At 72.7% G+C, this 22,268-nt stretch carries 18 protein-coding genes and 1 pseudogene; 11 read left to right on the forward strand and 8 right to left on the reverse strand.

The genetic code is table 11. From position 1 onward, the window contains the following. Positions 1-93: 93 nt before the first annotated feature. Both ACFVX9_RS10075 and ACFVX9_RS10080 read right to left on the reverse strand, forming a co-directional pair. On the reverse strand, positions 94-360 hold the full coding sequence (locus tag ACFVX9_RS10075) for a hypothetical protein (protein ID WP_387981225.1): 267 nt from the start codon (positions 358-360) through the stop codon (positions 94-96). Next, on the reverse strand, positions 357-6,587 hold the full coding sequence (locus tag ACFVX9_RS10080; RefSeq protein WP_387981227.1) for a DNRLRE domain-containing protein: 6,231 nt from the start codon (positions 6,585-6,587) through the stop codon (positions 357-359). The genes ACFVX9_RS10075 and ACFVX9_RS10080 overlap by 4 nt, the downstream gene beginning before the upstream one ends. Before the next feature lie 347 nt (positions 6,588-6,934). Here ACFVX9_RS10080 and ACFVX9_RS10085 point away from each other — a divergent pair, with 347 nt between their 5' ends. Both ACFVX9_RS10085 and ACFVX9_RS10090 read left to right on the forward strand, forming a co-directional pair. Further along, positions 6,935-8,167 carry a 2-isopropylmalate synthase gene (locus ACFVX9_RS10085; RefSeq protein WP_387981296.1) on the forward strand — a complete coding sequence of 411 codons (1,233 nt, stop codon included), beginning with the start codon at positions 6,935-6,937 and terminating at the stop codon, positions 8,165-8,167. 14 nt (positions 8,168-8,181) lie between these two features. Then, positions 8,182-8,841 (forward strand): hypothetical protein, encoded by a 660-nt coding sequence (locus tag ACFVX9_RS10090; protein ID WP_387981229.1) that lies wholly within the window; start codon positions 8,182-8,184, stop codon positions 8,839-8,841. Between the two features lie 164 nt (positions 8,842-9,005). Here the strand turns inward: ACFVX9_RS10090 and ACFVX9_RS10095 are convergent, their stop codons facing one another. Next, entirely contained in the window at positions 9,006-9,542 is a 537-nt protein-coding gene (locus ACFVX9_RS10095) for an AAA family ATPase (protein ID WP_387981231.1), read from the reverse strand. Between the two features lie 146 nt (positions 9,543-9,688). On the opposite strand from ACFVX9_RS10095, the gene ACFVX9_RS10100 reads away from it, so the two are divergent. Further along, positions 9,689-10,126 (forward strand): VOC family protein, encoded by a 438-nt coding sequence (locus ACFVX9_RS10100; protein WP_387981233.1) that lies wholly within the window; start codon positions 9,689-9,691, stop codon positions 10,124-10,126. A gap of 112 nt (positions 10,127-10,238) precedes the next feature. On the opposite strand, the gene ACFVX9_RS10105 is transcribed toward ACFVX9_RS10100, so the two are convergent. Then, positions 10,239-11,780: an alkaline phosphatase family protein gene (locus tag ACFVX9_RS10105; protein ID WP_387981235.1), complete on the reverse strand. Its 1,542-nt coding sequence runs from the start codon at positions 11,778-11,780 to the stop codon at positions 10,239-10,241. A gap of 202 nt (positions 11,781-11,982) precedes the next feature. Here ACFVX9_RS10105 and ACFVX9_RS10110 point away from each other — a divergent pair, with 202 nt between their 5' ends. From ACFVX9_RS10110 to ACFVX9_RS10125, 4 genes are all read left to right on the forward strand, one after another. Continuing rightward, entirely contained in the window at positions 11,983-12,750 is a 768-nt protein-coding gene (locus ACFVX9_RS10110) for a GntR family transcriptional regulator (protein WP_380480277.1), read from the forward strand. 132 nt (positions 12,751-12,882) lie between these two features. After that, complete coding sequence (locus ACFVX9_RS10115) at positions 12,883-13,092, forward strand: ferredoxin (RefSeq protein WP_063352161.1); 210 nt, start codon at positions 12,883-12,885, stop codon at positions 13,090-13,092. Then, positions 13,082-14,485 (forward strand): NAD(P)/FAD-dependent oxidoreductase, encoded by a 1,404-nt coding sequence (locus ACFVX9_RS10120; protein WP_380372299.1) that lies wholly within the window; start codon positions 13,082-13,084, stop codon positions 14,483-14,485. The genes ACFVX9_RS10115 and ACFVX9_RS10120 overlap by 11 nt, the downstream gene beginning before the upstream one ends. Positions 14,486-14,516: 31 nt before the next feature. Beyond that, complete coding sequence (locus tag ACFVX9_RS10125; RefSeq protein ID WP_380372297.1) at positions 14,517-15,713, forward strand: cytochrome P450; 1,197 nt, start codon at positions 14,517-14,519, stop codon at positions 15,711-15,713. A 26-nt stretch (positions 15,714-15,739) separates the two neighbouring features. Here ACFVX9_RS10125 and ACFVX9_RS10130 read toward each other — a convergent pair whose 3' ends face one another. Then, entirely contained in the window at positions 15,740-16,405 is a 666-nt protein-coding gene (locus ACFVX9_RS10130) for a TetR/AcrR family transcriptional regulator (RefSeq protein WP_387981238.1), read from the reverse strand. A gap of 107 nt (positions 16,406-16,512) precedes the next feature. On the opposite strand from ACFVX9_RS10130, the gene ACFVX9_RS10135 reads away from it, so the two are divergent. After that, positions 16,513-17,460: an SDR family NAD(P)-dependent oxidoreductase gene (locus ACFVX9_RS10135; protein ID WP_387981240.1), complete on the forward strand. Its 948-nt coding sequence runs from the start codon at positions 16,513-16,515 to the stop codon at positions 17,458-17,460. A 175-nt stretch (positions 17,461-17,635) separates the two neighbouring features. Here ACFVX9_RS10135 and ACFVX9_RS10140 read toward each other — a convergent pair whose 3' ends face one another. Continuing rightward, a complete protein-coding gene (locus ACFVX9_RS10140; protein WP_387981242.1) occupies positions 17,636-18,637 on the reverse strand; it encodes a LysR family transcriptional regulator in 1,002 nt (333 codons plus the stop codon). 107 nt (positions 18,638-18,744) lie between these two features. On the opposite strand from ACFVX9_RS10140, the gene ACFVX9_RS10145 reads away from it, so the two are divergent. Both ACFVX9_RS10145 and ACFVX9_RS10150 read left to right on the forward strand, forming a co-directional pair. Then, positions 18,745-19,638 (forward strand): NAD(P)H-binding protein, encoded by an 894-nt coding sequence (locus ACFVX9_RS10145; RefSeq protein WP_387981244.1) that lies wholly within the window; start codon positions 18,745-18,747, stop codon positions 19,636-19,638. Positions 19,639-19,725: 87 nt separating this feature from the next. Then, positions 19,726-20,091, forward strand: coding sequence for a darcynin family protein (locus tag ACFVX9_RS10150; RefSeq protein WP_380480288.1), 366 nt, complete (start codon positions 19,726-19,728; stop codon positions 20,089-20,091). Between the two features lie 229 nt (positions 20,092-20,320). Here the strand turns inward: ACFVX9_RS10150 and ACFVX9_RS10155 are convergent. Further along, positions 20,321-20,761: pseudogene (locus ACFVX9_RS10155) on the reverse strand (NADH:flavin oxidoreductase/NADH oxidase); the annotation flags it as partial. Here ACFVX9_RS10155 and ACFVX9_RS10160 point away from each other — a divergent pair. Then, positions 20,714-21,013 carry a hypothetical protein gene (locus tag ACFVX9_RS10160; RefSeq protein WP_387981298.1) on the forward strand — a complete coding sequence of 100 codons (300 nt, stop codon included), beginning with the start codon at positions 20,714-20,716 and terminating at the stop codon, positions 21,011-21,013. The pseudogene ACFVX9_RS10155 and the gene ACFVX9_RS10160 sit on opposite strands and share 48 nt — an antisense overlap. A 384-nt stretch (positions 21,014-21,397) precedes the next feature. Here ACFVX9_RS10160 and ACFVX9_RS10165 read toward each other — a convergent pair whose 3' ends face one another. Continuing rightward, the gene (locus ACFVX9_RS10165; protein WP_387981246.1) at positions 21,398-22,195 is read right to left on the reverse strand and encodes an alpha/beta fold hydrolase; all 798 of its coding nucleotides are present in this window, start codon (positions 22,193-22,195) and stop codon (positions 21,398-21,400) included. Positions 22,196-22,268: the final 73 nt, after the last annotated feature.

Genomic DNA, 22,268 nt, shown 5'->3' on the forward strand with positions numbered 1-22,268 from the left:
ATCGGTGTGCTCCGCTGGCACGGAACGAGCACGCAACAGGCCGACCCGCCGGTGGCGCCGGCGGGTCGGCCTGTTGCAGGGGTGTGCGTCGGGTTACCGCCGGTTGGTCCGCGCCCGTCGGCGGCGGGCCACGAGGGTGGTCGTGGCGCGCAGGGCCAGGCCGATCACCGGTGCGAGGAGCAGGGTGCACCAGGTGCGGGTGGTGGCGTCGGTGGTGAGGCGGTCGGAGAGCAGGTAGGCGGCGAGGAAGGACGGGGCGAGCCAGGCCCCGTTGGTCGCGGCGAGGCGCAGCGGGCTCGCCCGGCGCGCTGCCGGTTCCTCCGCCGACTCCGCCGACTCCGCCGACTCCGTGGATGTCACACGAACCTCCTGACCACGCCGATCACCTTGTCGACGATCCGCTGGGAGACGCCGCGGTCGAAGACGAAACCCGCGAGGCAGCCGGCGACGGCCCAGACGATGCGCTGCTTCCAGCCGCCGCTCCCGAACAGTACACCGGCGCAGGCGCCGCCGGCGCAGTTGCCGATGTGGAGCGCCCAGGGTGCCAGGAAGGGGATCCAGGCGGCCACGGCCGCGGTGACGGACAGTTGGACGGCGCGGGAGACGGCGGCCTTGAGCGCGGCCTTCAGCCAGCCGGGCATCCGGCCGTTGAGGTCGGTGCAGTTGACCGGGTCGGCGTTGCAGTAGTCGTAGGCGTTGGCGCTCGCTCCCTGGACCGGGTCGGGGGAGAGGAAGCGGCCGGTGGCCGGGTTGTAGAGGCGCGCTCCCATGAGGGTGAGGGCGCTCGGGGTCTCGTCGGAGCGCTGCTTGTCGCCGAGCCAGGCGTAGCGGGTGCCGGGCTGGCCGGTGCGCGGCTGGCCGTACTCGTCGTAGTCGAGGACGGTGGGTGCGACGGCGGTGTCCAGGGGCAGCCGCAGGGTGATGTCGCCGTGCAGGTTGGCGAGTTGCAGGATGGTGCCGCCGGTCTTCGCGGTGGTGGCGGCGAGGGTGCCGGCGGGGCCGGTGACGTTGCGGGTCAGGGTGCCCGCGGTGTCCTCGGTGATCCAGCGGGGGCTGTCGGTGTCGGAGCCGTAGTGGTTGGTCCGCAGTCCGGTCTGGGCCCAGGTGCCGGTGGTGTTGGTCTCGGTGGTCCAGGCGCGGAAGCGCTGGGCCGAGTCGAGGGTCCAGCTCTGCCGGTTGGTGCCGCTGGTCTGCTGCTGCACCAGGTCGGTGGTGTAGTACGCGAGGGTGCTGCCGGGCAGTGCGGTGGTGCGGCCGAACGCGTCGTAGGTGTAGCCGGGGTTCACCAGGCGGTCGGCGGTGTCGTAGGTGCTGGTCTGGGTGGTGCCCGCGGTGGTGGTGCAGGTCTGGCCGCGGGCGGCGTCGGCGGTGGCCAGCGCGGTGCGGTTGGTGTTGCGGTCGAAGGTGTAGGTGCGGGTGGTGCAGACGGCGTCGGTCGAGGTGTCCTGGACCTGGAGGAGCCGGCCGGCCCGGTCGTAGGCGTAGGTCTGGGCCGCGGTGATGCCGGGGGTGCCGGTGTGGGTGGCCCGCTGGCCGTGGATGGTCTCGGTGATGCCGTCGGAGACCAGCACGAGGCCGTCGCTGTCGCGGGTGTAGGTGCGGCTGGTGGTGGTGCCGGCCGGGTCCTTGTCGTCGGTCCGGGTGTAGCCGCCGGGCAGGCCCTGGGTGAGCGGCGTGCCGTCGGCGTCGTAGCGGGCGGTGAGGGTGCCGGCGACGGAGTCCGTCACCGAGGTCGCCAGGCCGCGCGGGTCGACGGCGGTGTCGTAGGTGTAGGTGGTGGTGGAGGGGGAGGTGTCGGTGACCTTGGTGGGGCGGTTGAGGGCGTCGTACTCCGTGGTGGTGACGGCGCCGTCGGCGTCGGTGTAGGAGGTCAGGCGGCCGAGTTCGTCGTAGCCCTTGGTGATGGTGCCGCCGGTGGCGGACGTTTGGCGGGTGACGGCGCCGGTGCCCGGGTGGTAGGTGGTGGTGGCGGCGGGGGCCGGGGTGCCGAGGCCGTCGGTGACGGTGACGGTGGTGGGGCGCCCCGCCGTGTCGGTGTCGGTCACGGTGGTGCGGGTGACGCCGTTGGCCGTTTCGGTGGTGCGGGTGGCCTGGCCGAACTGCCCGTACTGGGTTGTCCTGGTGGGCAGTTGTGCGGGGTTGGCGCCGCCGCCGGTGATGGCCGCGGCGGGCCCGGTCTGGCAGACGAGGTCGGCCCACTCGGGGCGGTTGCCGCAGGTGCCGGTGCCGTCGGCGGTGTAGTAGCTGGTCCAGCCGGCTGCCGCGTCGGAGCCGGTGGAGGCCGGTTGCCGGGTCGAGACGACCCGGCCCTGGCCGTCGTAGCCGGTGGTGGTGGTCAGGGCGAGGCCGCCGCTGTCCTTGATCTGCGCGGTGGGCACGCCGAGCGCCCAGTTGTAGGTGGTGCGGTCCTGGCGGGCGTCGACCAGCAGGTCGGGCCAGGCGCGGAGCCGGGCGCCGGTGGCGGTGAGGGTGATCTGGTTCTTGATCTTGGCGGTGCCGTCGGTCGGCCGGGCCTCGTCGTAGGTCTTCACGGTGTGCTGGCGGGCGGGCAGTTGGGTGCCGGCCTTCGCCAGGACCGTCGCACCGGAGGTGGCGTCGGCGGCGAGGGTGATGCGGTGGAGCGGGTCGTAGACGTCGGTCTCCTGCTGGCCGTCCGCGCTGTAGGCGCTGCTGCTCGACAGGAGCCGGGCGCGTTCGGCGGAGGGCAGGGTGTCGATGCCGAGGTCGGCCAGTTCGGCCTTGGCCGCGGTGGTGGCGCCGAGGGCGAGCTCGCGGTTGCCCGCGGTCAGGCTGCGGACCTGGTGGCCCTGGTTGTCGTACTCGGTGGTGGTGACGTGGTGGCCCGGGGTGGCCTGGTTGACCTGGCGGCCGGAGGCGTTCAGGTAGGTGACGCTCGCCCTGGTGTAGTCGCCGGAGCCGAGGTCGGTGCCGTTGTTGGAGGCGGGGGCCTGGTCCGGCGGGAACACCGCGGTGGCGTCGGTCGGCAGGTCGCTCTGGCCCCACGCGGAGGCGGCGGGCGCGGAGAGGTCCTCCGGGGCCTTCGCGCCGGAGAGCGGGACGCCGTAGACGACGGTGGTGGTGGCGGTGCCGTTCACGGTGCTCGTGGTGCCGGGGGCGAGGGTGTCGTGCCAGGTCTTCGTCAGCATGCCGGGGCCCGCGGCCGGGTTGGCGGTGACGGTGCCGTACGCCAGCGAGGTGGCGAGGGTGCCGCTGAGCTGGACGGAGGAGAGCAGGCCGTCGTCGGCGCCCTGGGTGTAGTAGGCGTACTGGTTCTGGCTGCTCTGGCCGAGCCGCGGGTCCCAGGTCTGGCGCAGCCGCCCGGCCGAGTCGTAGCGGTAGACGGCGACGTCGGTGGCGGTGGCCGAGGCGGCCCCGGGCGCGGTGCTCCAGAGCCTGATCGCGCTGACCTGCCCGGCGACGTCACCGAACTCGGTGCCGGTGGTGACGCCGGTGGCGGTGGTCGCGGTGGCGTAGACGAACTGCAGGACGCGGCAGCCCTTGGCGGCGACGTTCGCCGCGCACACCGCCGGGGTGGCCGCGGAGGTGGGCGCGATGACGAGCTTCGGCCGGGCCAGAGTCCTGCCGCCGACCACGGTCGTCTCCGACACCACGCTGGTGGTGGTGTTGGCCAGCCCGCCCTGCAGCGTGGAGGTCACCGTCCAGGTGGCGGCGGCCGGATCGGCCTTGGCGAAGGTGGTGACGGTGCCCTCGGTGCCGGAGAGCGTGAAGTCGGCGCCGAAGGAGCCGCTCAGGGTGAGGTCCTCGCTGCCCGGCTCGGGCGTCCAGCCGTTGCCGGCCGCGTTCGAGGTGAAGGAGACGGCGGAGCCGTCGGCGGCCATCACGCTGAGCGAGGTGCTGGAGGTCCTGCGGATCTCCGTGTACTCCGAGGCGGACAGGCTCGACGACACGCTGGACACCCAGTTGGGGCCGAAGACCGCCGCCTGGCCGTCCTGGCCGGCGGCGGCCCGCGGGTCACGCGAGGAGTGCGTGCGGCCGACCGTCATGCCGAACAGCGACACGTCGGTGGCCGGGACCCTGAGGTCGCCGGTGAGCAGGTTCAGTGCACCCGGGCCGACGTTCTCCGTTGCCGCGCCGTCGGCCTTGCGGTCGACGACGACCCGCACCGGCTCGGAGGAGACGGCGGCGGCGCCCGGCCCGGTGAAGTCCGCGCGGAGCTGGACGGTGCCGTCCGGGGTCACCGTGGAGGTGGCGTTCCAGGTGAGCGCCGGGCTCTTGCCCGCGGCGAGGGGCACGGGCCAGGCCGCCAGTGCGGCACCGCCGTTGGTGATGTCGCCGGCGGGGATCCGCGTCCACGCGTCGGCGTCGGAGCGCCGCCAGGAGAAGGCCACCTGGTCGTAGCGGGCGGCGTCGGCCTCGGCGGTGAGCGGCAGGCGCGCCGCGGTGCGGGTGCCGTCGTTCGGCGAGGTGACACCGCCCGCGCCGACCTGGAAGGTGTGGGTGCGGGCCTCGGACTTGTTCTCCGCCCGGTCCACCGCCCGCACCTGAAGGGTGTTGGTGCCGGCCTTGGCCGGGGTCACGGTGAAGGTCACCGGCGCGGCGGAGCCGTTCGTCGCGACCTTGGTCCAGGTCGCGCCGTCGAGCGTCCACTCCAGGGCGTTCTGGTCACCGGCCGGCGGGGTCGCGGTGAAGGAACCGGCCTGGCCGGGGCCCTTGACCCACTGGCCCGACGGGTAGTCGGCGGAGGAGAGCGCGGCGGGCGCCGAGGGGGCGGCGGTGTCGACCGTGAAGGTGGCCCACGCCGACCAGTTGTTGTTGTAGTGCAGCCCGTCGTACGGGGAGGTGCGGAACTTGTACGTCCTGCCGTTGGCCAGCACACCGGCCGGGACCTTGACGGAGGCCGGGGCCCCGCTCGGCACGTACGGGGAGACCAGGACGTTGCCCACCTGGGTGTCGGTGGCGGTGTCGAAGATCTGGAAGGTGCCGTCGACCTTGTCGTTGTTCGGGTCGACGAAGGTGTCGCGCAGCGTCGGGGTGGTGGAGTTGACCCACCAGGTGCCGGCGGTGTCCTTGTAGAACGGCGAGCCGGCCTGCTGGTCCGTCCCGGTCCGGGGGCGGTAGTTGTACGTCACCGTCAGCTTCGGGACGTTGGTCGCGGCGTTGGCGGAGTTCACCTCCTTCCAGTACTTGGTGTTGGCCTCGTCCGGGGCGCGCAGCCCCATGCCCGAGGTGGTGTTCTTCGCCGACGTCCAGGTCTGCACCAGGTTGGTGACGTCCGCGGTGATCCAGCCGTCGCCGCCGCAGGCGTCCCGGCCCTTGGTCTCGGTGCCGGTGGCCTTCTTGGCGTTCCAGGAGGGCTGCGCCGTCCAGCGCGAGGCGGTCGAGGCGAGGCCGGTGTCCCAGATGTCCCACGCGTAGGGCTGGCAGTCGCTGTTGCCGGAGTGGAAGTTGTACAGCGACAGGCTGGCGTTGGTGATCAGCGCGTCCGCGATCGGCGCGGTGTTCCAGTTGATGAACGACCGGGCCTGGCGGGAGGAGCCGTCCGCGTTCTTGGTGCCGGAGTTGCCCCAGTAGATCTCGGTGTCGGCCGACCAGTCGACCGTCTCGCCCTGCTGCACCCGGGTGTCGAAGACGTTGCCGAGGGCCGTGGTGGAGGGGTCGACCGTCACCGGGTACTGCGTCTTCGGGTCCGCGAGGAACGCGGCGTCCGGCGTGAACACCAGGTCGATGCCGTCGCCGCGCTGAACGACCTTCAGACCGACCTTCGCCTGCCGGGCGTGCTCACCGGAGCCCTCGGCGGCGGCCGTCGCGTCCCACATCACCGGCGCCGGGAGCACGGCCCGCCGCTCGCCGGTGCGCCTGTCGGTGAACAGCACGCCGCCGTCCGGCTGGACCTCGGCCTTCAGACCGTCGGCCTTCAGCGGCATCGTGTACGAGAACCCGGCGGCGCTCGGGCGCTGCTTGAGCACCGTGTACTGCTCGAAGCCGGTCCGGGTGGCCTCCACGACCAGGTCGGCCGCGCCGTCCGCGATCGCGTCCCGGTAGGTGGCCTTCGTGCCGTCCAGGGCGGGCTTGGGCAGGCCGCCCCGCCACTGGAGCTCGACCTGCTGGTCGCCCTGCCCGAGGGTCACCAGGGTGCGGGCGTCGTCCGGGGCCGCGGCCTGCGCCTGGAGCAGCGACTTCGCCCGGGTGCCGCCGGCACCGGCGAGCCGCAGCGCGTTCGGGTGGGCCTTCGGCGCCACCGACCCGTCCGCGCCGGCCTGGAGGCCGAGGTCGACGTCCACCCACTGGCCGTCACGTTGGAAGCGGACCGGGCCCGCGAAAAGCTCGGTGGTGAGCGAACCGTCCTTGTTTACCCATGTCGTCGACGTCTCCGTACGCTCGGAGAGCGCCTCCACCCGCTGCCCGGACAGCCGGGCCGCGACCCTCGCCGACGGCACGTCGGCGGCGGAGGTGGCCCACTGCCCGGCGCCCTTGCCCGCCTGCGCGGCCGCGCTCGCCGCCGCGCTCGGCGTCGCGGCGAGGGCCGTCTCGGACCCGGCCAGCAGCGACACCGCCACGGCGAGGGCCAGCGACCCGCTCAGCGCCCGCATGCCAACAGGCCTGCCGGGTCTGCGTCGTGTGGTCATCCGTCTGTTCATATCGACTCCTTGAAACACCGTCGCTCGACGGCGCTTTCGGAGCATAGGAGTGGTCGACAAGATCAAAGATGGGGTCAAATGACGCCAAAGGATCATCAAATAATGATCTTGTTTCGACAAGGTTCACATGATCGTGATCATGACGTAGGCAACCGCGGGCGCCGTGCCCGCGTTGTCGACATCTGCACTGCGGGAGCCGCGACGGGGGCGTGGACGTGGGTCTGGGCATGGGTCTGGGCATGGGTCTGGGCGTGCTCTACGATCCGCCGAGGGGATTCTCGACGTATCGCGGTACGTGAGTGCCGCGCCGGGACGGGGGCGGGGCGTTGTCGTCAGTGGACGTGGTGCGGGAGTCGGCGAGAGCCGGGCGGATCGTGCTGTTCGAGGAGTCCGCGCGCGACGGTGCGCAGGCCAAGACCCTGATGAGCGCCGGATTCCGGGTGCGGCTGGCCCGGGAACAGGGGGCGGTGTTCGGCGCGGACGGGCCCCGGCACGTGGTGTTCGCGGCCGGCTTCCCGTCGGTGTGCGGGCAGGAGTTCGAGGCGACCCGGCAGGTGGCGCTGGAGACACAGGATTCGGTGAGCCCCTCGGCGATCTGCCGGGGCACGGTGGCCGACGTGCGGCTGGCGTTGAGCGCGGTGCGGGGTGCGGCGCACGCGCGGGTGATGGTGATCGTGGCCGCTTCCGAGGCGACCGCCCGCGCCCTCGTCCACAGCGGTGCCCGCGAGGCCCTGGCAGACGGCCTGGACGTGTTGAAGGAGGCGGCGGACCTGGCGGGCGACACGGCGGTGGACGTGTGCCTGGTGGACGCACCCCGCGCGGACCACGCCCTGGTGGCCGAGTACGCGGGGGCGATGACCGCCCACGGCGCGGGGACGATTGTGCTCGCCGACACCGTCGGCGACCTGTTGCCCGGTCAGACCCGGGCCCTGTTCCAACGGGTCGCCGCTGACGCGGGGCCGGACACCGTCCTGGTCTCGCACCTGCACAACGACCTCGGCCTCGGGCTGGCCAACACCCTGGCCGCACTGGAGAGCGGGGTACGGGTGGCCGCCTGCTCCTGGCTGGGCATGGCCGAGCGCAGCGGCATGGCCGCCACCGAACAACTGCTCTTCCTGCTCGGCCACGACCGCACGAAGGCCGAACAGGTGCTGGGGCCCGGCTGCGAACCGTGGTGGACGCAGCCGGACCTGACCCGGCTGCCCGGGATCGCGCGAATGGTGTCCGCCGAGACCGGGATCCCGCTCACCGTCACCACCCCGATCGTGGGCACCGGCGTCGCCACGATCTCCACCGGGACCCCGTTCACCCACCCGCGGACCTTCCAGCCCTACGACCCGCAGCAGCACCTGGGCCTGGCACCGAGCGTGGTCCTCACCCACCTCGCCAGCCGGCGCGTGCTGCAGGCCGTCGCCGAGCGGCTCGGCCACCGACTGGACCAGGCCCAGACCGGCACCGCCCTGGCCTGGGCCAAGGACCGCGCCTACCGCCTGAACCAGGCCGTCGTCCCCGACGCCGACTTCGCCGCCTACCTCGAAGGCCTGACCGCCACCACCCCCGCACCGTGAACGGACCCGCCCCCATGCCGACCACCGCCCGGCTCGACACCAGCACCGCCGCCCGCACCCTGACCGCCGGGCGGGCCGTCATCCTGCCCAACCCCAGCCCCCTGACCTACGTCGCCACCGCCACGAACCCCCAGGCCGTCAACAACGCCAAGGGCCGCCCCGTCGGCCAGGAAGTCGCCCTGTGGGTCCACGACGACACCACCTGGGCCGACCTCACCACCCGACTGGACCTGACGCCGACCGCCCTGCACACCGCGCTCACCCTGCTGCGCGACCACCTGGTCACCCTGCTGGTGCCCATACGCGCCGACACCCCGCCGGCCTGGGCCGCCCCCGCCCTGCGCGACGGCCACCTGCTCCTCTTCGGCGCACGCTGGCAGCCCCTGACACCGCTGCTCACACGCTTCCCGCGCCTGTACGTCAGCAGCGCCAACCGCACCGGACACCCGCCGGCCGCCACCTCCGACCAGGCAGCGGCCATGTTCGGACCCGACACCCCTGTCGTCGACGCCGACGCCCTGCGCGACACCGCAACCCCCCACGCCGCCACCACCATGCTGCGCATCGCACCCGACGGCGGCCTGGCCCACATCCGGTACGGCGCCCAGGACCAAGCCCACGGCGCCGACCCGGCCCGCTACCTGGAACACCTCCGCTCGGCGACGACCCGCTGAGCCCCCTGCCTTCGAGTGATGGGTGGATGCCACGAGATCGCGGTGGCAGGGTAGTTGATCGAATCGTCGGATTCCGGGTCGGCGTCAGCCGGGTCCGAGCGCGGCGAACTGGCCGGGCCGTCCCGCCTGTCGGGGGAGGGGTGCAGGGGCCCGGCTTCCCGTCCTCAGGGGCGGGGTGTCCAGCCGGGTGGGGCGAGACGGGTGTCGGTGAGGATCTGCTCGACGGTCTCGTCGAGGGTGCTGTGCTGCGGAACGACGCGTTCGAGGCCGCCGGGCAGGAGGTCGTGGGGCTCGTACCAGCCGGCCATGTCCTCGGGGGAGAACTCGCCGGCCTGGGGGCGGGTGGCGTGGCGGCGCACGGTCTCGTCGAAGTCGGCGTCGAGGTGGTACAGGTGGCTGCGGCCGCGGTGGTCGGCGGCGAGCCGGGCGAGCATCGGGCCGTAGCGCTCGGCGGCGAGGATGCCCTCGACGACGGTGTGGAAGCCGTGGTCGAGGGCGTGCCGGGCGACCAGGTCGATGAGGCCGATGTTCGCCCCGCCCGGGAGGTCGCGCTCGCGCAGGACGGTGCGCCGGAGCACGTCCTGGGCGACGACGGCCACACCCCGTCCGTACGCGGCGCGCAGCCGCGCGGCGACGCTCGACTTGCCCGCCCCGCTCGGCCCGCGGACCACCACCAGCACGGTGTCCTGAGTTCCCGTCACGCCGGTACCGTACCGGCCAGCGGGGGCCACCCGGCCGGTGCGCGCCGAGGGTCGTGACGGCGCCGGTCGCGCCACCGGGCGGCTCACCGGCCGCGAGTGTCAGAGGTGCGCGGTACCGTCGCGGCATCCGATCGGAGGAGGACCGCATGGCGACCAGGTGGAGCTTGACGATCGACTGCGCGCACCCGGCGAAGCTGGCCGAGTTCTGGGCACTGGCGTTGGGCTATGCGGAGAAGCCCGCACCTGCGGGATTCGGGAGTTGGGAGGAATGGCTCTCCCACTACGGAATCCCGGAGGGCGAGTGGGATGACGGCGCGTACCTCTGTGATCCCGACGGGGTGGGCCCCACCATGTCCTTCCTGAAGGTGCCGGAGCCGAAGGCGGTGAAGAACCGGGTGCACGTGGACGTCCAGGTCGGTGGCGGCCGTGAAACACCGTGGGAGGTGCGATGGCCGCGCGTGGTCGAGGCGGTGGAGCGGTTGACCGCCGCGGGCGCGACCGTGGTCAGCGAGGAGGAGCTGGACGGCAGGCCCGATCATGTGGTGATGGCCGACCCGGAAGGAAACGAGTTCTGCCTGGTCTGACAGCCGAACTCCGCTCCGGGAGGCCGCCGTACCGCGTGGTGGGCGTCGCCCCCCGCCACCCTGCCCTCCCGCTGCCCCGGGGGCCGGGGCGGCGGGAGGGCAGGTGGTGGTGTCAGGCGCCGAAGGAGACCTGGTCGACCGTCCAGAAGGCGCTGTTGGTGCCCGTGTAGCGGAACTGCAGGCGCGCGGTGGTGGCGCCGGCCGGCACGGTGACGGGCAGGTGCTCGACGGTGTTCAGGTCGGCGCGGTAGGACTTCACCAGCTGCGGGGCGCCGTCGTCGAAGACCACGTACACGTCGCCGGTCTGCGGGCCGTCGACCTTGTAGTTCGTCGCGAAGGACAGCGTGGCCCGGCCGAGGCCGGCGACCGGGTAGGCCGGGCTGACCAGGGTGGAGTCGAACTGGCCGGCGCCGTGCGTCTTGTCGTCCCACTCGTCGGAGTCGGCGACCGCGAAGACGTTGCGGGCCCGTACGTTGGTCTCGCGGCTCTGCCCGAGCTGGGTGGCGCTCCAGAACTCGTCGGTGGCGAAGGCCCAGCCGCGCCACTCCGTCACCCCGCCGCTGGGCATCCGGGAGTTGTCGATGCTCCAGCCGGTGGGCGGCGTGTGCGTCCAGCCGCGGACCGCGGCCGGGATGCCGGTCTCGTCGACCCGGCCCTGGAGGGCGGGGCGCAGCGCGTCGAAGGCGTCCGGGGCGATCTCGTCGATCGGCTGCCCGTCCAGGCGCCAGGCGGGGTCGATCGCCGCGCCCTCGTGCTTGAGGACGGTCGGCGCGATGTCCACGGGCTTGACGTCGTAGCGCCGGGAGCCGGCCGGGTAGCCGGCGCCGTCGGCGATCACGAAGGTCTGCCGCTCGTTGGCGCTGTTGCCGCCGTGCCCGCCGGCGTCGGTGTGTCCGTGGTCGGTGGTGACGACGATCAGCCAGTCCTCCGAGCCGTACGCGGGGCGGGACTTGACGGCCTGCACGACCTGGCCGACGAGCGCGTCGACGGTGTGGATGGCGGCCGCGTACTGGGCGCTGGCGCCGCCGGAGGCGTGCCCGGCCTCGTCGATCCCGTCGAAGTGCAGGAAGGCGGCGTCCGGGTTGCCGTGGGCGAGGTAGTCGGCGGCGTCGGAGGCGGTCTTGGCGTCGTTCTCGTTCTCGGCGATCCGCAGGTCCGCCTTGCCGTTGAAGACGTTGCCGGTGATCGGGTTCCACGAGCCGATCACCAGCGTGGAGGCGGCCGGGTCGGCGGCCTCCAGGCGGCTGGCGAAGTCCGGGTACTGGTCGAACCGGGCGCCGGTGAACGCGTTGTCCTTGACCTGGTGCTTGTCGGGCCACACGCCGGTGGCGATGGTCGACCAGCCCGGCCCGGACAGGGTCGGCGCCAGCGGGTTGGCGTACAGGTTGCTGGTGGCGGTCATGCCGCCGGCCATCAGCGCCTTGAGGTTGGGCGCGTCGGCGGCCGCCAGCTTGTCGTAGCGGGTGCCGTCGACGCCGATGACCAGGGTCTTGGCCTGCTTGGTGCCGTCCGGCAGGCCCTTGTAGGCGGGGGCGGCCGCGATGCGCGCGGCGGCGGGGGAGGCGCCGGCGGGCGCCGACGGCAGCAGCACGGTGGCCGCGGCGGCTACGGCGGTGGCCACGGTGACGGTCCGGGTGGAGCGGGGAATGCGCACGGGGGCTCCCAACTGGGGGGCGACGCGGTGCGGTTGCACCGGCACCGAGGATGGGGCGCCCGTACGAGGAGGAGCCCTCCCCGGATCCACGGTTGTATGAACAACCGCCGAAATTCAGTCCAGACCGGTTACCATTCCGTGATCTCAGGGGCGCGGAACCGCCACCCGACGGCGCCGGACCGCCGCTCGGTAAGGTGGCGCGGTGAACCACGGCACCCCCCGGCCCCCCGTCGCCCCCGCCCGCTCCGGCGTCCCCGACCACGGCCGGGTGCCCAAGTACTACCTGGTCAAAGCCCAACTCGAAGACCTCATCGCCGAACTGGGCCCTGGCGGGCGCCTGCCCACCGAAGCCGACCTCGCCGAACGCCACCACGTCGCCCGCGCCACCGTCCGCCAGGCCCTGCGCGATCTCCTCCTCGAAGGCCGCCTGCGCCGCCAGGGCCGCGGCACCGTCGTCGCCGGCCCCAAGATCGAACAGCCGCTCTCGCTCGCCAGCTACACCGAAGGCGTCACCCGCCAGGGCCTGCGCCCCGGCCGCACGCTCATCACCCTCGACCGCCTCCCCGCCGACCCGCCCATGGCCCAGCACCTCGCCGTCCCCGAAGGTGAATCCCTCTGGCACCTGGAACGCGTCCTGCGCGCCGACGAGGAACGCGTCGGCCTGGAGTCCACCTACGTCCCCGTCGCCCGGGTCCCGCGCCTGGAGCGGGAGTTCGACCCCGAAGGCTCCTTCTACGGCTACCTGCGCGAGTGCGGTGTGCGGCTCGGCGGCGCCGACGAACGCATCGAGACGGTCCTCGCCACCCCCCGCGAAGCCCTGCTCATCGGCACCCCGCCCGCCCTGCCCATGCTGCTGCTCCACCGCCGCAGCCGCGACGCCGCGGGCCACCCCCTCGAACAGGTCCGCACCCTCTACCGCGGCGACCGCTTCAGCTTCACCCTCGCCCTGCACGCCCCCGACAGGGACTGAAGCCAGTACTGCGCTCCTCGCGCCAGGTGCGCGTACCGGCACCGGTTCTCGGCCCGTGCTGCGCGCGTCCGGCTCTCGTTCCATGCTGGAAGAGAGGGGGGTACGGCGGCAGAGGAAGTGGTGGGGATGGGGATGCGGACCGTTGTGGACCTCACGCGTTGCCAGGGCTACGCACAGTGCGTGTTCCTCGCGCCGAGGGTGTTCCAGCTGCACGGCGAGGAGGGACTGCTGTACGCCCCGGCTGTCCCCGATGACCAGGTCGAGCGCGTGCGCCAGGCCGCGGCGGCGTGCCCGGTCCAGGCCATCCTCCTCGGCGAGGAGGTGAGCGCTGATGGCCGGTGACCAGGGAGCCGGTGACCAGAGGGCCGGTTACCAGACAGAGGGCCGGATCGTTGTCGTCGGCGCGTCGCTGGCCGGGCTGAGGGCCGCGGAGGCGCTGCGGGAGGAGGGGTTCACCGGCTCACTGACCGTGGTCGGCGACGAGCCTCATCCGCCCTACGACCGGCCGCCGCTGTCCAAGCAGGTGCTGCTGGGCCACGCTGCGGCGGACTCCACCGGGCTGCCGATGCGCCGGGATCCGGACGCCGAGTGGCGGCTGGGCGTACGCGCCACCGGCCTGGACCCCCTGGGGAAGCGGGTGATGCTGGCCGATGGCGAGTCGCTGCCGTACGACCGGTTGCTGATCGCCACCGGGACCCGGGCGCGGCCCTGGCCCCATCCGCAGGAGGCCGCCCTGGACGGGGTGTTCACCCTGCGTACCCGCGAGGACGCCGGCGGTTTGGCCGAGCGGTTGGCCGCCGGGCCACGGCGGGTGCTGGTGATCGGCGGCGGCTTCACCGGTTCGGAGATCGCCTCGGCCTGCCGGGAACGCGGACTGGACGTCACCGTCGCCGAACGCGGCCCCGCACCTCTGGTGGGCGCGCTGGGCGGCACCCTGGCGAAACTCGCGGCCGCCATGCAGCGCAACCACGGTGTGGACCTGCGCACCGGCGTGACGGTCACCGCCCTGCGCGGGGACGGCGGCGGCCGCTTCACCGGCGCGGAGCTGTCCGACGGCAGCCGCGTCGAGGCGGACGTGTGCGTCGTGGCGTTGGGGGCGGTCCGCAACGTCGAGTGGTTGGCGGATTCCGGCCTGGCGGCGGGCCCGCGCGGAATCGCCTGCGACGCCGGTTGCCGCGCCTTCAACATGTACGGAATCGTCACTGACGACGTCTTCGTCGCCGGCGACGTCTCCCGCTTCCCCCACCCGCTGTTCGGTTACCAGATGCTCTCCCTCGAACACTGGGGGAACGCGGTCGAACAGGCCGGGGTGGCGGCCCACAACATGGTCAGTCCAGGGCCGCTGCGGCGCCCGCACCTCGCCCTCCCGACGTTCTGGTCGACCCAGTTCGGGCTCAACATCAAGTCGGTGGGCGTGCCCACCTTCTCCGACCACGTGGTCATCGCCCAGGGTTCTCTGGAGGCGCGCCGTCTGGCGATGGTCTACGGCTACCAGGGGCGGGTCACCGCGGCGGTCACCGTCGACATGGCCAAGTCGCTCGACTACTACCGGCACCTGATCGAGACGGCTGCGCCGTTCCCGCCCCCGCCCGGCGCGGCGGACCGCGCGCTCGCGGCGGACATCCCGATTCCGTCCGACGTGCCGGATCCGAAGGGGCTGTCCCACGGCCCCACCGTGGCGCTCACCGGATACCTGCCCGACCGTCGACTGACCGTGGTGCAGCCCCGCGGCTGACCCACGTCCCGCCCAACGACGAGGAGCCACCATGGACTCCGACACCCTGCTGGCACGGATCACCGACTACGCGAACCGCCCCGACCCCTACCCGCTGTACGCGGAACTGCGCGAGGCCGGTCCCGTCGTCCGGCAGGCAGACGGCAGCTACCTGATCGGCACCTACCACGAGGTCGCCGCCCTGCTCCACGATCCACGGATGAGTGTCGATCCCCGCACCTGTGGCGAGACGACGCACAAGCCGCCGTTCCTGCGGCTCGACGACCCGGAGCACCACAGACTGCGCACCTTGGCCATGCGGCCGTTCGGCCCCCCGCACAGCCCGGGCCGGGTCGATGCCATGCGCGGCGAGATCGTCCAGCTCACCGGGGAACTGATGGAGCCGTTCCAGGCGGGCGGCCGGATCGACATCGTCGACGACCTCGCCTACCCGCTGCCCGTCACGGTGATCTGCCGCCTGCTCGGCGTGCCGCGTGAGGACGAGCCGCTCTTCAGGGCGTGGTCCGACGCGCTCGTCGCGTCCGCCGACGTCCGGCCCGAAGCGGACTCCTCCGGGCGGGACGAGGCGGGCGCTGAGGCGGGCGAGCAGGCGCGGGGCGAGATGGGCCGGTACCTGGCGGGCCTCGCCGAGAAGCGCCGTGGCAATCCGAGCGACGACCTGCTCTCCGCCTTCGTCAACGAACCGGACCCGGCCCTGCGTCTCACCCGGGAAGAACTCGCGGAAACCGCGGTGCTGCTGCTCATCGCCGGACACGAGACCACGGTGAACCTGATCGCCAACGGGGTGCTCACCCTGCTGCGTCAGCCCGAGCAGCTGGACCAGCTGCGTCGCGAACCGGAGCTGCTGCCGCGAGCGGTGGAGGAACTGCTGCGCTACGAACCCCCGGTCCACATGCGCCAGCGCATCCCCCTCGCCGACATCGACGTCGGCGGCACCACCCTCCCCGCAGGCGCCTCCGTCGTGCTCGCGCTGGCCTCGGGCAACCGCGACCCCAAGCGGTTCCACGCGCCGGACCGGTTCGACCCCACCCGCCCGGACAACCAGCACCTCGGCTTCGGCAGCGGTATCCACCTGTGCTACGGCGCACCGCTCGCCCGCATCGAGGCCGAGGCCGCGCTCGGTGCGCTGATCCCCCGCCTCGGCGCGGCACGCCTGGTCCAGGATCCGCCCCCCTACCGGCAGAACGCCATGCTCCGCGGACCCCGCCACCTGCCCGTCCAGCTCTGAGGCCCCTCAGTTCAGTGCACCGCAGGTCAGCGGCGGGGTAGCACGCCCAGGAGGGTTGCGGTCAGGGCCAGCTTCAAGTAGTCCTCCAGCTCCAGGTGGAAGCGGGCCAGGTCGGGCTCGGCCTGGTAGGCCGCCCGCAGGCTGGGCGGGGGTGTGCTGTACGCCGACAGCGCGCCGGCCATGACCATGGTCTGCAGGCTGAACAGTGTTGCGTTTTCGCCCAGCTCCGGCAGGTACTTCAGGACCAGGGCGGTCATGGCTGTCAGGCGGTCCAGGGAGGCGCGCTTGTAGCGGGCCACGACCTCGACGGAGACGTTGCGTTCCAGGACGCTGCCCTGTGCGCCGAAGAGGTCGCACAGCACCGCCCGGCTGGACAGTGAGCGGCTGAGGATCTCGGCCACCCCTGCCGCGCGCTCGGCCATGGGCAGGTTTTCGTCGATGCCGGCCGCCAACTCGCCTGCCAGTTCCGTCAGCCACTCCTGCAGGAAGTGGTCCAGCAGTTCCAGCAGGACCGCCTCGCGAGACTCGAAGTAGCGCAGCACGTTCGGCTTCGCCAGGCCTACCCGGCGGCTGAGCTCGTTCAGGGTGACCGCGGCCACGGGCATCTCGTCGAGCATCGCCGACGCCGTGTCGAGGATCGCCCGTCGACGCATCTCCCGCTGCTCTTCGGTTCGCGCCCGCTGGAAAGTCATGATCACCAGCCTAACTTAGGTACCTGCGGTACGTTGACAACGTACCGAAAGTACTTTAACGTCGTGCGCAAGATACCTTCGGTACGTTAGTTGGTCGGGAGCCTGGCATGAGCGAGAAGTGGACGACGGCGAACATTCCGGACCAGCGCGGGCGGGTGGCCGTGGTGACCGGGGCCAACACCGGACTGGGGTACGAGACCGCCAAGGCGCTCGCCGAGCGCGGGGCGTCCGTGGTGCTCGCCGTGCGCAACGTGGAGAAGGGCGAGCAGGCCGCGGCCCGCATGACCGGCGACGTGACCGTGCAGGCGCTGGACCTGACCTCGCTCGACTCCGTCCGGACCGCGGCGGCGGCGCTGCGGTCCCGGCTCGACCGGATCGACCTGCTGATCAACAACGCCGGAGTGATGTACACCCCGAAGCAGACCACCCGGGACGGCTTCGAGATGCAGCTCGGCACCAACCACCTCGGCCACTTCGCGCTCACCGGGCTGCTGCTGGACCTGATGCTGCCGGTGCCCGGCTCGCGCGTGGTGACGGTCAGCAGCACCGGCCACCGCATCCGGGCCGCGATCCACTTCGACGACCTGCAGTGGGAACGGTCGTACAGCCGGGCCGCCGCCTACGGTCAGTCCAAGCTGGCCAACCTGATGTTCACGTACGAGCTGCAGCGTCGGCTCGCCGCGCACGGCACCACCGTCGCGGTGGCCGCGCACCCCGGCGTGTCCAGCACCGAGCTCGCCCGCAACCTCCCCGCGGCCTTCCGGCTTCCGCTCACCTGGCTCGCGCCGCTGATCACCCAGAAGCCGGCGATGGGCGCGCTGCCGACCCTTCGGGCCGCCGCCGACCCCGCCGCGCTCGGCGGCCAGTACTACGGTCCCGGCGGACGCGGCGAGTTCATGGGCCACCCCCGGCTGGTCACCTCGAGCCCGGAGTCGTACGAGGTGGTCGTCCAGCAGCGGCTGTGGGCCGTCTCCGAAGACCTCACCGGGGTGAAGTTCCCCGTCGTTCAGTCCGGGCGGAACTCGTTTCCCTCCGGATCGGCCAGCACGGTGTAGCGCGTCGTCCGGGAACGCCTGACACGGATCCGGGCCGGGCGTCGGTGACCGACTCCGGCGAGTAGACACCCGGCTGCGGAGCGGGACACCTCGGCTTGTCGTCCGGTCCGCGGCCTTGTTGCCCACGGGCATGCGTCCGCGCGGGCCGGGGCGGCGTCCTATGGCCAGTCGCGTCCTATGCGGGGCCGGTGTCGTCCTGTGCGAGCCCGATCGCGTCCGCCGCGGTGGGCCCGGCGGCTGCCGCCGGCGTGCGGAGAACCTGCCGGACGGCGTCGCGGAGCCAGCGGTGGGCCCCGTCGGCCGTGTGCCGGGGGTGCCAGGCCATGCCGATGGTCAGCGGCGGCAGGGCCAGGGGGATGTCGAGGAGGTGCAGTCCGAGGGCGCCGGCGTCGTGGGTGAGGGGCGAGGGGGCGGCGCCGGGGAGTGCGGCGGGTACCAGGCAGACGAGGTCGCTGCGGGTGGCGAGGGTCATCGCGGCCAGGTGGCTGGGCAGGACGACGCTGACCCGCCGGTGGAGGTCCTGCTCGGCCAGGGCGGTGTCGAGGGGGCCGGTGAACCGGCCGCGGCGGCTGACCGCGATGTGGTGGGCGGCAGCGAGCCGGGCCGGGGTCAGCGGCCCTTCGGTGAGCGGATGGCCGGCCCGGACGGCCGCGACCATGCGGAGGCTGACCAGTTCCTCGACCCGGGTTTCGGGGTCCACGTGGTCGATGGATCCGACCTCCAGGTCGATCCGGCCGTCGCGCAGGGCGGGCCCGGCCTCCAGTTCTTCGGCCCGGATCCGGAACGAGACCCCCGGCGCCTCCCGCCGGGCCAGTTGCAGCAGCCCGTGGGCCAGTGCCGCGCCGACCAGGTCGGCGGCCTGGAGGGTGAAGGTGTTGCGGAGGCCGGCGGGGTCGACGCTCGTACCGGGGCTGAGCAGCGCTCCGAGGCTGCGCACCACGGTGGCGGCCTCCTCGCGCAGGGCCTGGGCGCGCGGCGTGGGAACCATGGCCTGCCCGGCCCGGACCAGGAGGGGGTCCTGGAGGATGCGGCGCAGCCGGGCCAGGGTGCGGCTCATGGCGGCGGGCGAGGTGTGCAGTCGCGCGGCGGCGCGGGTCACGCTGTGCTCGGTCAGCAGAGCATCCAGGGCGATGGCGAGATTGGCGTCGATGACCGGATCGGGGCTGCTCACCAGCATTATTCCATTTCAGTCAATGATTCCGTGCTGAAGTTCCCATTGTGGCAGCACGGCGGATCTCAGCAGGATGAGGGCATATCGAAACCAGCACGAGCTACGAGGTTTTCATGATCGTCATCACTGGTCCCACCGGGAACATCGGCCGCCACCTGCTCTCCCAGCTCCTGGAGTCCGCCCCCGCCGCGGGCGAGGAACTGCGCGTCATCGTGCGCGATCCCGCCCGGCTCCCGGACGCGGCGCACGGACGCGTCGACGTGGTCACCGGCTCCCACGCGGACGCCGAGGTCCTCGACCGGGCCTTCGAGGGCGCGGACGCGGTCTTCTGGCTCGTCCCCCCGGACTCCTCCCTGACCCCGCACGACGCCTACAGCGGCTTCACCCGCGCCGCCGTCGAGGCGCTCGTCGCCCACGGCGTCGGCCACGTCGTCGGCGTCTCCGCGCTCGGCCGCGGCACCCCGCTCGCCGACCGGGCCGGCCTCGTCACCGCCTCCCTCGCGATGGACGACCTCATCGCCGGCACCGGCGTCTCCTACCGGGCCCTGGCCAACCCGTCCTTCTTCGAGAACCTCCTGGAGGAGGCCGACTCGATCCGCGAGAAGGGCGTCTTCACCGACTCCGTCGACGCCGACCGCAAGGCCCCCTTCGTCGCCGTCGCCGACATCGCGGCCGCCGCCGCCGACCTGCTGCTGGACCGCTCGTGGACCGGCACCGGCAGCGTCCCGGTCCTCGGGCCGCAGGACCTGTCCCCGAACGACCTGGCCCGCCTCATGACCGAGCAGTTCGGCCGCCCCGTCCGCTACGAACGCCAGTCGCTCGACGAGCTGTACACCACCCTCGTCGGCTACGGCCTCAACGAGGCGTTCGCCCGGGGCGTGGTCGACATGAAGCGGGCCAAGGAGGAGGGCCTCGACGCCGGCGTCGCCCGCACCCCGGACACCGCCTCCCCCACCCGCTTCGAGCAGTGGTGCGCCCGGACCCTCAAGCCCGCCGTCCTCTCCTGAAGTCCAGCACCCCGTGCCGGGCGCACCACGGAGCCCGGCGAACAGCGAACCAGGACCACCACCACCTGCCGCTTTGGAGGCACCCCGATGTCCGCTGAGAAGTCCGAACCGCCGGTCACGGCGTTCATGCTGGTCAAGACCATGCCCGAATGGCTCGCCCTGACCGTTCAGGAACGCGTGGACGCCTTCACCACCCAGGTCCTGCCGGCCATCAAGGCCAGGACCACCGGCGTCCGGTCACGCTTCTACGACACGGAGTTCTACTCCGCTCGCGTCACCGACGTCTGGGTGTGGGAGGCCGACGACCACCACGCCTACCAGCTCCTCGTCGACGCACTGCGCGAAACCCCCTTCTGGGACCGCTACTTCGAGGTCGTCGACCTCCTCGTCGGCACCGAGAACGGCTACGCCCGGACCTACGGCCTCGAACCCTTCGCCACCATCGCCACCTGAGACACCGCCCGCCCGCCCGCCCACCCACCTGCGCACGAGCGCCGATGCCCCCTGACCGGTCGTGGTCAGGGGGCATCGGCCCGGAAGGACCAGAGGAGCGGTCAGAGAGCGCGTCGGTACTGGTGGGGCCAGGCCGCCTGGTCCGAAGGGCGCGCGCGCAGGGCGAAGTAGGGGTCGCGGAGGAGGGGCGCCCTGTCATCACGGCGTCCACCTGCCCGCTCGCCACCAGTTCGCCGGCCAGCGACACGTCGCCGATCTGTCCGGCGGCGACCGCGAGTCCGGTGGCGTCCTTGAGCCGTGCCGCGAACTCGACGTGGACCCCCTCCCTCGTCGGCGGGCGGGCCTCGTGGTCCCGCACCACCAGTCCGGACGTGACGTCGAGCAAGTCGATGCCCACGGCCGCCAGCTCCTCGGCGAACGCCACCGCCTCGTCGATGCCGACGCCGCCTTCGACCCAGTCCGTGGCGGTGATCCGGACGAAGACGGCCTTCTCCGCCGGGAAGGCCTCCCGGACGGCGCGGGCCACGCGCAGCGCGAGGCGCGTCCGGTTCCGGAGGCTGCCGCCGTACTCGTCCGTCCGGTGATTGGACAGGGGTGAGAGGAACTCGTGCAGGAGGTATCCGTGCGAGGCCTGGATCTCGACGACCTGGTACCCGGCCAGGTGGGCCATCCGGGCCGCGCGGGCGAACGCCTCGACCACCTCGTCGAGGTCGGCGCGGTCGGCCTGCCGGGGTGCGTCCAGGTCGCCGAAGGGGACCGCCGACGGGCCGAACGTCCGCCAGCCTCCCTCGGCCGCGCTCACGGAACCGTTCTGCCCCGCGCCCACCCAGGGCAGTTGGTGCGACCCTTCCTGCCCGCGGCCTGCAACTGCACCCCTGGGACGGTGCCGCGCTCGCGCATGAACGAGGTCAGGCGCCGGTGAGCGGCGGCCTGCTCCTCGTTCCAGATGCCGAGGTCCGCCGGTCCGGTGCAGCGGGCCCACGGCGTTGGCCTCGACCATGATCAGACCGACCGCGCCGACCGCGCCGACCGCGCCGACCGCGCCGACCGCTCGTGCGCCGTAGTGCACGAGATGCCAGTCGGTCGGTTTCCCGTCGGGGCCCGCGGCGTACTGGGCCATCGGGGACATCCACAGGCGATGGGGAACGGTGACGTCCCGCAGGCGCAGCGGGGGCTCTCTTCCTCGGGAAGTGGCTGGCAGGCGGCGGGAGCGGGGCGAGACGGAGCGCCGGGCTGTCGCGGCGATGAGGTGCGGGCCGTGGCGGACCCACGGCCCGCAGCGGCGTTCAAGAAAGCTGATGCCGAGTCAGAACCTGGCGCCGGAGAGCAGTTTCGCCGTCTCCTCGGGGGCCTCGGCCGGGAAGTGGTGGCTGCCGAGGTCGATGAGCACGATGTCGAGGCGGTCCCGGTAGCGGTCGATCGCCTCCCGTGTCACCAGGTCACGTATCGCGAACACGGTGATCGGCTGCCTCGTCTCGCGCAGCGCCGCGTCCATGTCCCAGCGCACCAGGCCCTCGATGGCCCGCAGGCCCGCGGGCTGGCGCACCGCGGCCATCTTCTCGGTGTACGCGTCCTTGAGCGCCGGGTCCGTCCCGGCCGGTGACCCCCCCTCGACGAGGCCCCGTACGGCGGCGGCGAAGTCCGTCTGGAACGCGTTCACCGTCGCCTCGGCCTGTTCCTCGCTCAGCGCCGGGAACAGGGACAGGTAGTGCAGTGCGTCGAGTGCGACGACCTGCGAGACGGTGTCCGGGAGCAGCCGGCCGACTTCGACGGCGACCGCCCCGCCGAGGGAGTGGCCGGCGACGACCGCTGTGTCCACCGACTCGGCTTCCAGGACGGCGGCCACGTCGCGGGCGAACTCCTCCATGGTCCAGACCTCCCGCGTCGACCGCGACTCGCCGTGCTCGGCGAGGTCGATCGCCAGGACGCGGTGGTCCTCGGGCAGATGGTCGGTCACCGCATCGAAGTCGCCGCGGTCGCACGCCCAGCCGTGGATGAGGGCCAGGACCGGTCCTCCGGTCGGACCGCTGGCTGTGTAGCGGATCGTCGTGTGGTCCGATCGCTGAATCTGGCGGTGCTTCTTGATCCTGCTGGCAGTCGTCACGGTGTCTCCTGATGCGGCGGGGTGAAGGCTGTATCGGGCGGTGGGGAGTAGTGGTCGACAGGCAAGGCAACAT

Source organism: Kitasatospora sp. NPDC058243, assembly GCF_042882025.1.
In the GTDB taxonomy this organism is placed as follows: Bacteria; Actinomycetota; Actinomycetes; order Streptomycetales; family Streptomycetaceae; genus Kitasatospora.

Excerpts from the sequence above, each read along its gene's own strand:
- ACFVX9_RS10140 (WP_387981242.1), bottom strand. The coding sequence starts at position 18,637 with ATGCTGGTGAGCAGCCCCGATCCGGTCATCGACGCCAATCTCGCCATC.
- ACFVX9_RS10090 (WP_387981229.1), top strand. The coding sequence starts at position 8,182 with ATGCCGACCACCGCCCGGCTCGACACCAGCACCGCCGCCCGCACCCTG.
- ACFVX9_RS10100 (WP_387981233.1), top strand. The coding sequence starts at position 9,689 with ATGGCGACCAGGTGGAGCTTGACGATCGACTGCGCGCACCCGGCGAAG.
- ACFVX9_RS10080 (WP_387981227.1), bottom strand. The coding sequence starts at position 6,587 with ATGACCACACGACGCAGACCCGGCAGGCCTGTTGGCATGCGGGCGCTG.
- ACFVX9_RS10150 (WP_380480288.1), top strand. The coding sequence starts at position 19,726 with ATGTCCGCTGAGAAGTCCGAACCGCCGGTCACGGCGTTCATGCTGGTC.
- ACFVX9_RS10135 (WP_387981240.1), top strand. The coding sequence starts at position 16,513 with ATGAGCGAGAAGTGGACGACGGCGAACATTCCGGACCAGCGCGGGCGG.
- ACFVX9_RS10120 (WP_380372299.1), top strand. The coding sequence starts at position 13,082 with ATGGCCGGTGACCAGGGAGCCGGTGACCAGAGGGCCGGTTACCAGACA.
- ACFVX9_RS10115 (WP_063352161.1), top strand. The coding sequence starts at position 12,883 with ATGCGGACCGTTGTGGACCTCACGCGTTGCCAGGGCTACGCACAGTGC.
- ACFVX9_RS10145 (WP_387981244.1), top strand. The coding sequence starts at position 18,745 with ATGATCGTCATCACTGGTCCCACCGGGAACATCGGCCGCCACCTGCTC.
- ACFVX9_RS10130 (WP_387981238.1), bottom strand. The coding sequence starts at position 16,405 with ATGACTTTCCAGCGGGCGCGAACCGAAGAGCAGCGGGAGATGCGTCGA.
- ACFVX9_RS10125 (WP_380372297.1), top strand. The coding sequence starts at position 14,517 with ATGGACTCCGACACCCTGCTGGCACGGATCACCGACTACGCGAACCGC.